The sequence below is a fragment of the Desulfovibrio desulfuricans genome, from assembly GCF_004801255.1.
In the GTDB taxonomy this organism is placed as follows: domain Bacteria; phylum Desulfobacterota; class Desulfovibrionia; order Desulfovibrionales; family Desulfovibrionaceae; genus Desulfovibrio; species Desulfovibrio desulfuricans_C.
Map to the genome: position 1 here is coordinate 1,040,446 of NZ_CP036295.1, position 11,931 is coordinate 1,052,376.

6 protein-coding genes are annotated in these 11,931 nt (G+C 56.2%); 4 read left to right on the forward strand and 2 right to left on the reverse strand.

Annotated features, from left to right (window positions below):
- Positions 1 to 161 precede the first annotated feature (161 nt).
- Positions 162 to 3,716, forward strand: a complete 3,555-nt coding sequence (locus DDIC_RS04365) for an autotransporter outer membrane beta-barrel domain-containing protein (protein WP_136399313.1) — start codon at positions 162 to 164, stop codon at positions 3,714 to 3,716.
- A 391-nt stretch (positions 3,717 to 4,107) separates the two neighbouring features.
- On the opposite strand, the gene DDIC_RS04370 is transcribed toward DDIC_RS04365, so the two are convergent.
- The gene (locus tag DDIC_RS04370) at positions 4,108 to 4,545 is read right to left on the reverse strand and encodes a YqaA family protein (protein WP_136401018.1); all 438 of its coding nucleotides are present in this window, start codon (positions 4,543 to 4,545) and stop codon (positions 4,108 to 4,110) included.
- Positions 4,546 to 4,994: 449 nt separating this feature from the next.
- On the opposite strand from DDIC_RS04370, the gene DDIC_RS04375 reads away from it, so the two are divergent.
- The 3 genes from DDIC_RS04375 to DDIC_RS04385 all read left to right on the forward strand — a co-directional run bounded on the left by DDIC_RS04375 (position 4,995) and on the right by DDIC_RS04385 (position 11,006).
- Positions 4,995 to 7,010 (forward strand): methyl-accepting chemotaxis protein, encoded by a 2,016-nt coding sequence (locus DDIC_RS04375; protein WP_136399314.1) that lies wholly within the window; start codon positions 4,995 to 4,997, stop codon positions 7,008 to 7,010.
- A gap of 584 nt (positions 7,011 to 7,594) precedes the next feature.
- Positions 7,595 to 9,334: a methyl-accepting chemotaxis protein gene (locus tag DDIC_RS04380; protein WP_136399315.1), complete on the forward strand. Its 1,740-nt coding sequence runs from the start codon at positions 7,595 to 7,597 to the stop codon at positions 9,332 to 9,334.
- Between the two features lie 244 nt (positions 9,335 to 9,578).
- A complete protein-coding gene (locus tag DDIC_RS04385) occupies positions 9,579 to 11,006 on the forward strand; it encodes a sodium:proton antiporter (protein ID WP_136399316.1) in 1,428 nt (475 codons plus the stop codon).
- A gap of 103 nt (positions 11,007 to 11,109) precedes the next feature.
- On the opposite strand, the gene DDIC_RS04390 is transcribed toward DDIC_RS04385, so the two are convergent.
- The gene (locus tag DDIC_RS04390) at positions 11,110 to 11,889 is read right to left on the reverse strand and encodes a DUF169 domain-containing protein (protein ID WP_136399317.1); all 780 of its coding nucleotides are present in this window, start codon (positions 11,887 to 11,889) and stop codon (positions 11,110 to 11,112) included.
- Positions 11,890 to 11,931: the final 42 nt, after the last annotated feature.

Consider the following 11,931-nt stretch of genomic DNA (forward strand, 5'->3'; position numbering starts at 1 on the left):
GGCTTCACCAGCCAGCCCTTTGGAGCCGCGTGGAAGAATAAAACAGTATAACCGCAAGGACCAGTGCCGTGTTTTCATTCCCTCGTCTGTGCGGGTGTTGCCGTAAGCTTTTCCCCTTTGCAGGATCCAACCGCCTGCGCCGTTTTCTGGGCGTTCTCAACATGATTATTCTGTTCCTGCTGCTGGAACTGGCAGCCGCGCCTTGCGCATTGGCAACAACGTACAATGTGTCTGGAACCAAGTCCGGCAGCATCAGTGCCGGTGACGAGTGGGTTGTGTCAAGCGGCAATACGCTAGTAACCGATACCGTGCAGATCAACGGCGGGCTGACGAACTCCGGCACGGTGAACAACAAATGGTTGAAGAACTTCGGCAAGCTGACGAACTCCGGCATACTGACGAACAACGTCGACGGCACGCTGACGAACGAAAGCGGCGGCAGACTGACAAACGAAAGCGGCGGCACACTGACGAACTCCGGCACGCTGAACAACAATTACTACTTGAAAAACGAAGGTACGCTGACGAACACCGGCACGCTGAACAGTTACTTCTCCTTGGAAAACGAAGGTACGCTGGCGAACACCGGCACGCTGAACAACAACAACGAGTTGAGGACCTTCGGCAATCTGATGAACTCCGGCATACTGACGAACAACGTCGGCGGCGAGTTGAAGAACGAAAACGGCGGCACGCTGACGAACTCCGGCACGCTGACGAACTCCGGCTTTATGCAGAACTACTCCGGCACGCTGACGAACTCCGGCACCTTGACGAACAAAGGCGATATGGGGAACAACAGCGGCGGTACACTGACGAACTCCGGTACGCTGACGAACTCCGGTACGCTGACGAACTCCGGCACGCTGATGAACTCCGGTACGCTGACAAACTCCGGCACGCTGATGAACTACTTCGGCACGCTGACGAACACCGGCAGGCTGACAAACTCTGGTACGCTGATAAACGTAAGCGGTGCCATGCTGAACAACAACTACTACTTGGAGAACACCGGCACGCTGACGAACGACGGCACGCTGACGAACTACGACACTTTGACGAACAACAGCGGCGGTACACTGACGAACTCCGGCACGTTGAACAACTACAGCTCCCTGGGAAACACCGGCACGCTGACGAACTCCGGCACGTTGAACAACTACAGCTCCCTGGGAAACACCGGCACGCTGACGAACTCCGGCATGCTGAACAACAACTACTACTTGGGGAACACCGGCACGCTGACGAACTCTGGCACGTTAACGAACAGCAGCGGCAGTACGCTGACGAACGAAAACGGCGGTACATTGACGAACTCCGGCACGGTGCTGAACAACAGCGGTTGCTGGCTGACGAACTCCGGCACGCTGCTGAACAACAGCGGTGGCTTGTTGACGAACTACGGCACGCTGACGAACACCGGCACGCTGAACAACTACGGCTACTTGGCAAACGTCGGCACGCTGACGAACACCGGCACGCTGAACAACTACGGCTACTTGGCAAACGTCGGCACGCTGACGAACTCCGGCACGCTGAACAACAACTTCTACTTGGGAAACGAAGGTACGCTGACGAACACCGGCACTCTGAACAATTACTCTGGGTTGGTGAACGAAGGTACGCTGACGAACATCGGTACGCTGAACAACAACCGCGAGTTGGGGAACGTCGGCACGCTGACGAACAAAGGCACGCTGAACAACAACAATTATTTGGAGATCACTGGCACGCTGACGAACACCGGCAGTCTGCTGAACAACAGCGGCGGCACGCTGGCGAACTACGCCGGTGGCACGCTGGCGAACTACGGCACACTGACGAACTCCGGTACGCTGACGAACTACAGCGGCGGTGTTCTGACGAACATAGGCACGCTGACGAACACCGGCACGCTGACGAACGAGATCGGCGGCACGCTGACGAACACCGGCAGTCTGCTGAACAACCGCGGCAGTACTCTGTTGATCTACGCCGGTGCCACGCTGACGAACTCCGGCACACTAACGAACTCCGGCACGCTGACGAACAACAGTGGTGGTGTTTTGACGAACATCGGCACGCTGACGAACAACAGCGGCGGCACGCTGTCAAACACCGGCACGCTGACAAGTTCCGGCATGCTGAACAATTCCGGCTCCATCGACAATTCTGGCGGCACATTGACCGTGGCAAGCGGCGGCGCATACAAGGGCTATTCCGGCTCCAGTTTACGCAGCGGCACGTTCAAGGTGCTTTCCGGCGGATCGCTCGGCATGGGCGTGGGCTCCAGCCTGAACGTGAACAGCCTCTATCTTTCATCTGGGGGTACCTACGCCGGTATGGGGTCAAAATCGGGCACGGTAACGCTGTACGGAGCGGTCAACCTGCTCGACAGTTCGGACACGGCGTTCACGGGCACGCTGAACAAGACCAGCAACGGGCTTTTATCCTCCACTGTTTTTTCCGCCACGTCCGGGGCCAGTTTTGCCACGCTCACCTATACGGCCAAAAATCTGGGCGAAGTGGTGAGCGGCAACGCCAGCGCGCTGGACGGCGTGCGCGCAAGCGCCGCGTCTGGCTCATCCGTGGCAAGCTACTTCAACAGGCTGTACACCAGCAACGATTCCAGGCAGGTGCAGAGCGCCGTGCAGCAAACCGCGGGCGAGGGCGTGGTGAACGGCGGGCGGCTTGTTCTGGCTCAGGCGCAGGCCTTTCACGGGGCCATAGGCCAGCAGCAAAGCAGCTTTGGCTCCGGGCAGCATTCCCTGGCCCTGGGCGCGGCGCCGGGCTTCTGGTCCACGGCCGGGCAGCAGGGGGGAGATATGTTTGCAACCGTAAGCGGTGATTCCGGCTTCTTTCAGACGTTGGCGCAAATTGCGGCCATGAACAGCCCAAATCAGGGCCCACAGCGCTCAAGCGCCGTGGAATTTCGTGGGCAGGCCCACTGGCTGCACCAGGGCGCGCACGACGGCCTGAGCGGCTACGATGCCGAGATGGGCCTGGCGGCGCTGGGCTACGACACGCCGGTTTCCGAAAACGTGCGCATCGGTTTTGCCGGGGGCTTCAGCGGCGGGCAGTCGCGCGGGGCGGGCGTTACCAGCAACGTAAAGTCGTGGTTTTTTGGCCCTTATTACACCTTGAAGCTCGGCCAGATCACGCTTGATGGCGATGTGACCTATACCTACAGCCAGGGCAGCATGAACGGCAGCTACAGCTTCCCCGTGGCGGATTCCACCTCTGGCGACTTCAACGCCGACACGTTATCCGGCAACCTCAAGGCTTCGCACGCCTTCGAATTCGACGAAGGCGTTCTTCGGCTTATTCCTTCCGTGGGCATCGAGGCCATGACCACCCGGCGTTATGCCTTTACGGAATCGGGCAGTTTTATCACCCGGCGCTATGCAGCAGCCATCATGAACAGCGTGGGCATTCCCGTGGGCGCGGCCCTGCAACGGGACTTTGAAATCGGCAAAACCACGGTGACGCCGGAATTTTCGGCGTTCTACGTGCGCAAACTGGCCGACACTGCCCCCACCGCAAGCGTTACCCTGCTGGACAGCACAACATCTTCCACCACCAAGGGGGCGGACGCCGGGCGCGACCTGCTGCGCGCGGGATTTGGCATTCGTGCTGACCTTGGCGGCGGCCTTTCGGCCAGCGCCCGCTACACCGGCGAATTCGGCGGCCGCTACACCGACAACGGCGCGGAGCTGATGCTCAAGTACGAGTTCTAGGGGGCGGTGCGATAACCTTGAATGATCTTTGCCAGTGTTGCACACTGGGGGCTTGCCTTCGGGCGTCGTTGCCCCAGCACCTTTGCACGCAAAAAAGGGCGAACTGCCGCGAAGCACTTCGCTCTTTTTGTTGACGCCGTATCGACCTTGGCTTTTCGTCAATCATGAAGGGTGAAGCAGGCCGTACCTGTCGGGGAGATGAATAATAAAAGCAGATAGTTGTTGTGGCAGGCCAGGATTGCATGCGCAATTTTAAAAAATGCCCTGCAAATGAAGATTTAATTTTGTCGGCTGTCTCCCAAGTTCTTGGTCTGGGGTTCGATTCCTCTCGGGCGCGCCAATAAATAAATCAGGATGTTACATGGTGTTCCATGCGGCATCCTTTTTTTGTTCAGCATGCAAACTGCAGGGTAATAACGGCAATAACAATGTACCTTGCGGTCTTTGCCAGGGCGACAATAAGGATAAACGACGAAAACGGTTCGCGCAGTATGCCCGCAACCAGCGTGATGGGGTCGCCAACAATCGGCATCCAGCTCAGGAGCAAAGACCAGCGGCCATATTTGCGGTACCACGCCTCGGCCTTGGAAAGTTTGCTGATGTTGATGGGAAACCATGGGCGATCATTGTAGCGGATAAAAAAGCGCCCCAGCAGCCAGTTTGTTGCAGAGCCAAGCGTGTTGCCCAGGCTGGCCGCGCCAATGATGGCCCACACCGGCGCATATTGCTTGACCAGCGCGCCCGCCAAAAAAAGCTCTGACTGCGCCGGAAAGACAGACGCGGCGACAAAAGCAGAGATAAAAAGCCCCCACAGCACGCCCAGGCTCATTTCCACGTGCTGCCATGCATTGCATTCATTCTGTATTCTGCGGTTTTCATAGCATCGTTCTATACAAAAATGTCGCCTGCAGTACAACACGGCAGGCGCAGCGCGGGTAAAATATCACCGCTGCTTCGCCCCGCCAGGGGGGCTCAGGCTGGTGCTCCTGATGTTTGATATGACTGTCTGCCCAAATTGTGTTGCTATTTATATGGCGAAATACGGGAAAAATGCGACTTATTTCTGCATTTTTTAACTGATGTTTGTTGCAATTTTGCAACATTGTGTTGCAAAATTGCAACTACTAGTATTATTTTACATAAAAAATGAAGCATAAAATCATATTTAAAAAAAACATACAGTGCATTATTGTTTGCTATAAAGAGTTTTAGCTGATAACCGATAATAAAATCTTGTTGCGTAAAATTTTATGCCATCAATAAGGAGTTGACGTGCCAATGAGTGCAAAAAATAAAATTCTCCTGAGCGTATTTGCCTTTTTTACGCTTGTGATCGTCGCCATCACCTACAGCTCATACCGAAGCTTTTGCGCCTCGTCGTACGATTCGGAGATGGAGCAGATGGACATCATGTCGCAGGCTGTGGGCAAGGCTGTATCGGAAAAAATGGACGTCTATTTCAATCAGCTGGAGCTCACCTCGCGCATGCTCACCAACCCTGTGGGCGTTGGGCCGGACGACCTCTATGAGTACAAGCGCAACCTGCTGAAACAGCTGCTCAAGCAGACTGGCCTTGTGGAGGCGTACTACGCTTTTGATTCGGGCGAGACGCACAACGATAAGGGCATGATACCGAATTTTAATGCAAAAACACTTAACCGCGAGTGGTTTACCCGCATGTTTGGCGGCGAAAAGCGCGTTGTCACCACGCCGTATACCTCCTCCATCGGCGCAACGGTTATGGCCGTGGGCGTTCCCCTGTTTGACGACAGCAAGGTTGCCGGTACGCTGTGCATAAATCTCGGGCTCACGGATATTACTAATTTTACCAATCATGTACTTGAATTTGATAATATTTTTCTGACGCGGGCCGACGGGTACATCATGGCCAACCGCGACGACAAGCGCATCGGCAAAAGCCTGTGGGAGGCTATACCGGATCTGAAAAAATACAGCGGCCAGCAGCAGAACGGGCGCATCCAGTTTACGCACGGCGGCAAGGCTTACGAGGGCAGCCTGTATGTTATCTCGGGGCTTGGCTGGAAGGTGTGGACCTACAAGCCGCTGGAGGAAATTCAGCTCGACTCGACGGCAAATTTGCGCGCCAGTTCCATAACCGCTGTTGTCGCGCTGGTTTTATCCGCGCTTATGGTGCATTTTTTGATTTCGGTGCTGATTTTCAAGCCTCTGGGCCGTGGAGTGGTATTTGCCACTGCGGTGGCGGGGGGCAACCTGGATGAAACCCTGGATATCCGCAGCCGGGACGAGGTTGGCGTGCTGGCTGATGCCCTGCGCCATATGGTGGCGCGTCTCAAGGAAATGCTGCGCACGACTGAAGAAAAGGAACGTCATGCGCTGGCCGAAGCCGAGCGCGCGCGAACCGCTGTTGCCGAGGCGGACGAAGCCCGCAAGGAGGCCGAGCTCGCCACTCAGCGTGGTATCTTGCAGGCCGCCAGCCAGATTGAGGGCGTTGTGGTGCGCATCGCATCCAGTACCGAAGAGCTGGCGACGCAGTCAGAGCAGATTGCCCATGCGGCAGACATCCAGCGCCAGCGCATGACCGATACGTCTGCGGGCATGGAGCAGATGTCCGCCTCCATCGTTGAGGTGGCGCGCAATTCCGGGCAGGCGGCCTCCAATGCCGTCAAAACGCAGCAGGAGGCAGGCCAGGGGGTTAGCCTGGTCCGGCAGGTGGTGGCCTCTGTCAACCAGGTGCACGAGCAGACTCAGGCCATGAAGACCGACCTCACCGCTCTGGGCAAGCAGGCCGACAGCATCGGCGCGATCATGGATGTCATCAACGATATAGCCGATCAGACCAACCTGCTGGCGCTCAACGCCGCCATCGAAGCCGCCCGCGCCGGCGAGGCCGGGCGCGGTTTTGCCGTTGTGGCCGACGAGGTGCGCAAGCTGGCCGAAAAGACCATCGGCGCCACCAAGGAGGTGGGCGCTACCATCACTGGCATGCAGATGGCCGCCAGACAGAGCATTACCTCCATGGATCGGGCCAGCTCGGTTGTGGAAGAAACCACCACACTTTCACACAAATCGGGCGCTGTGCTCGACGCCATCTTGTGCCTTGCCAAGGAAAACGCCGAACAGGCGCAGTCCATAGCCACAGCGGCGGAAGAGCAGTCGTCCGCGTCTGAAGAAATCAGTCGCAGCCTGGACGAAGTGGCGCGTCTGACCAGCGACACCACGCGCGGACAGGCCGAATCGGCTGCGGCCATTCAGCAGCTGGCCGAGATGTCGGGCGATTTGCGCAACGTTGTGGAAAACTTGAAAAGATCCTAGCGGGCTGAACCTGCGTACCTGGGGCCGGGGCGAGATGCCTCGGCCCTATTTTTTTGCCGTATTTCAGGCTGCACCCGTCAAGGGGTAGGGGCTGTTGCCGGATTGCCTGACGACCAGCCCAGCTGCAATTCTGGCATGGGGCGTTGCTCGGGCCTAGGCGTTGTGCAACTGCTGATCTGTATGTTTTTGCAGCAACTCTCTGGCGCGTAATATTTTTTTGCTGTTTATGGTTGTTAACGGCGACTAGTTTACGGCAATACGTATTGTATAATTTTTTAATAAAAACTATTATATTTTAAACAATTCCATAGTATAATATTCAGGTATTTTTTTGTTTGTTAATGTTTTTTAAAAAAGTAATCGATTAGTAAAGTTGATGGGCAATTTAGGCCTTATCGGAGATGTATTTCTTGCATAAAATTATATTATGCTGAAATTAAAGCGATTTGAAAAGCATTTACATTAAAAATAAATTAAAAATAGCATAATGTAGATATTATCCATAGCCGATATGCTATATTGATGGTTGTGTTAACGGCCTTTCCCCATCGAATGAACTTCAACGCCAGCACAGAGTAAAACTTATGAAGCTCGTAACAAAGATCTCTTTTGGAATGGGGACGCTAGGTTTGTTGATGGCCGTACTGGCCGGGTATCTGCTTTGGCAAATGGCAGAACTCAACAGTATAACATCCGTATTGGCGCACAGAAACGTGCCAGTCTCTGAGCTGGCCGGTGAAGTCAGCGCCGATGTCGCGGAGTTCAGAATTTTGGAGTTTCGCTATCTTTCGGAAAAAGACCCGCAAAAGATGGCGTCGCTGGCTTCTGCGGCAGAGGATGTCAGACGAAAATTTGACCGGGAAGTCAAGGAGCTCGGCGAGCTTTGCATTTCGGGCAACGCCAGACAATGCGTTGTAGGTATCGAGCATGAACTGAAAAGTTATCTCGATACCTCCCGCGAAGTTTACCGCCTGCGGCAGGAGGGAAAACCTGCGGAATCTTTTGAGCTGCTCACAGGCAAGGGGCAAGCCGACTACGGGACGCTTGCCGCCGCCATTGGCAGGCTGGTGAAGACCTCTCACGACAACGCCAATGCCCGAGGCCTGCTGGGCGACAACCTGTATGCCACAAGCAACGCCATTGGTATCAGCCTGACAGTTTTTGCCCTGCTGCTGGCTGCGGGGGTAGCCGTGCTGATTGCGCGCGAAACAAAGCGGCAGCTGGGCAAAGACCCCGGCGACCTGCTGCTGACGGCGCAGCGGGTGGTTGACGGCGATTTTAATATTGACGATGGACATGCCAAGATCGGCGTGTACGGCGCTATTGCAAGCATGGTGGAAGCGCTGAAAGAGCACATCGACGATGCACGCCGCGAATCGGAAAAAGCCCGCGAGCAGACGCGTCAGGCCCACTCGGCAATGGACAGCGCCAACATTGCCAAGGACGAGGCCCACAAAAAAGCCGACGCCATGCTCAACGCCGCCGGGCGGCTGGAAAGAGTGGTGCAGGTCGTAAGCTCGGCATCTACCCAGTTGTCCGCCCAGATAGAGCAGTCCGACAAGGGAGCCTCGCAGGCGGCGCAGCGGCTTGCCGAGGCGGCCACCGCCATGAACCAGATGAACGCGACCGTGCAGGAAGTGGCCCGCAATGCCGGGCAGGCCTCTGTGGCCTCGTCCGAAACAAAGGAGAAAGCCGAGAGCGGCTCCGCCATTGTGCAAAAATCGCTGCTCAGCATTGGCCGGGTGCAGACGGTTTCGCAAGAGCTCAAGCAGGACATGCTGCAGCTCAACACCCATGCCCAGGCTATCAGTCAGATAATGGGCGTAATTTCAGATATCGCCGACCAGACCAATCTGCTTGCCCTTAATGCCGCCATTGAAGCCGCCCGAGCCGGGGATGCCGGGCGGGGTTTTGCCGTTGTGGCTGACGAGGTGCGCAAACTGGCGGAAAAAACCATGGCCTCCACCCACGACGTGGGCAACGCCATTGGCGCCATACAGGCAAGCACCTCAAAGAGCATGGACTCCATGGACAACGCGCTTGAGCAGGTCAATCAGGCCACAGGCTACGCCAGCCAGTCGGGCCAGGCGTTGAACGAGATTCTTGAAACTGTGCTGGGCATGGCGGATCAGGTCAACGCCATCGCCACTGCCAGCGAAGAGCAGTCTGCCGCCAGCGACGAAATTAACCAGACGATCGTGCACGTAAACGATATGGTCAAGCAGACCGCCGACGCCATGGGCGAGGCCACGCAAGCAGTAGTGGAACTGGCCCGTCAGGCGCAGGACCTGGGTATGCTGATCAAGGAGATGAAACAGGAATAACCACCTGAAGACCGTACTTCCCGGGAGCGGACCAAAACGGGCTGCGCGTGTAACAGCGCCAGCCCGTTTTGCTGTTGAAGGGGCACCCAAGGCGGTAAACGCCGCAGGGGTTCAAAGCGGCCATGCATGAGCGCCCATCAATCCATTTTCAATATGTTGCATAGGCAATTGTAAAGTTTGCTGATGTTTGATACTGCAAAATTTCAATTGCTCTATGATCGACTGTAATTCCTGGGGTGTCCTCATGGTCAGGTTTTCTTTATGGGGGGGCGCACTGTACGCCGCCGTCTTTATGCCGGAGGCTGCACTGGCGTCCGCCGGGCAGCCGCATATCCCCGGTGCGGAGCTTTCTGTCCTCTGGGCCGTTCCGTTTGCGTGCATGCTGCTTTCCATTGCTGTCATGCCGCTTGTACTGCCCCACATTTGGGAAAAACACTTTGGCAAGATTGCCGCGTTCTGGGGGCTGGCCTTTTTGGCGCCCTGTCTGGCTGTTTACGGTTATTCCGTGGCGCTGTACGAATTCTTGCACATTATCCTGCTGGATTATATGCCGTTTTTAGTGCTGCTGGTCGCGCTGTTTACCGTGGCCGGCGGCGTCAGACTGACAGGCTCGCTGGTGGGCACGCCTCTGGTCAATACCGGGCTACTGGCCGTGGGTACGCTGCTGGCAAGCTGCATGGGCACAACCGGCGCGGCCATGCTGCTTATCCGCCCCTTGCTGCGGGCCAATGCCCACCGCAGGTACAGGGCGCATTCTGTCATATTTTTTATTTTTCTGGTGGCCAATATTGGCGGCTCGCTAACGCCGCTGGGCGACCCGCCCCTGTTTTTGGGCTTTTTGAAAGGGGTGGATTTTTTTTGGACCACAACCAACCTGCTGGCTAAAACCAGCCTGCTGGCCGCCACGCTGCTTGCAATCTTTTTTGTGCTTGACTCAGCCCTGTTCAAAAAGGAGGGCAGCCCAAGACCCACGGCGCAGCCTGCGGAAACGGCTGAAAAGCTGGGGCTTGAAGGCGGGGTTAACCTGCTGTTCCTTTTGGGAATTGTGATTGCCGTACTGCTTTCGGGCCTTTACCCGTTGGGTGAGCTGGTCACCATATCCGGCGTGACGGTAGAGGGGCAAAACCTGCTGCGTGATGTGGCCCTGCTGTGCATCGCCGGGCTTTCGCTCCGTTTTACCAGCAGGCGTTGCCGCGAGCTCAACGGTTTTTCCTGGGCGCCCATGGAAGAAGTGGCCAAGCTGTTTTTTGGCATATTTTTAAGCATGATACCCGCCATAGCCATTTTGCGGGCGGGTACGGAAGGGGCGCTGGCTCCGCTTATATGCCTGGTGTCGCACGATGGGCAGCCGGTAAATTCCATGTATTTCTGGCTTGCGGGCATTCTCTCGAGCTTTTTGGATAATGCGCCCACGTATCTTGTATTTTTCAATACGGCAGGGGGCGACGCGCAACGCCTCATGCACGAGATGCCCGCCACACTGGCGGCCATCTCTGCGGGTGCCGTGTTCATGGGGGCCAATAGCTACATCGGCAATGCGCCCAATTTTATGGTGCGCTCAATTGCAGAAAGCGACGGCGTGCGCATGCCAAGCTTTTTTGGCTATATGGTATGGTCGGTGGGCATACTGGTGCCTCTGTTTGCGCTGCTGACCTGGCTGTTTTTTGTGTAGGGCTGGCGCTGCGCGTCAGTGGTTGTCAGCATGTCCGCAAACGGCAACAGCCGGGCCGCCCATGGGCGGCCCGGCTGTTGCCGTTTATTAGTGGGCGCAGCGTCTAGGCTTCGTGTTCTTTTTTAAAGATGATCAGCGGGCAGTTTTTGCACACCGCCGCGCCGGGGAAGGGCTCGCCCAGGCGCGTAATGGAAGCGCCGCCCTTTTGGGTAACGCGGTCTTCAAGACGTTGCACCAGGGCTTCGATGTGCTCTCCGGGGATGGAAACGTTGATCTCTCCGCGCTCGGTCTTACCCGAATTGTAGCTGCCGCTGCAGGCAAGGTACAGGTTCGCCTGCTTTGTATTGAGGGTATAGACGTTGCCGGAACAGACGGCGGAGTTGACGCTCATGGACGGCTGGAAGTTGTCGATGCGCTGGCTCGCCATCCAGTCTCCGATAATGTGGTAGGCCTGCATGTTGTCGCACACAAAGTGCACGACATCGGGCTGGGTGCTGGCGGCGGCAAGCGGGCTGACGGCCACGGCAAGCAGTGCAGCGGGAACATGCGGTTTCGCTTCAAGAACCTTGCGGGCGTGGTCGGCGTCGGCGCAGTATTTGAGGTGGCTTTTAACTTCCGCTTCGTCCATTTCCTTCCAGCCAAAAACAAAGCTGGCGTTGGTGCAGCCAAGGTTCTGGCGCTCTACAAGGACTGTAATGCCTTCCATACGCGCGCCGACCTCACTCTGGCAAAATGTGAGCGGCTTAATGGGAGAATAGTGAGGCTGGTTTTTTTTGAAGGAATCAAGTTCCTGCTGGTCGAAAAAGTATTTGATTGCAACGGGGGCATGGATGAGGCGCATCTCACGCATCAGCGTTTCGTGGAGTTTTTCAAATTTGTTCATATGATCCTCTGGTCTAAATGCTGTTTCACAAGAGAATTCTAG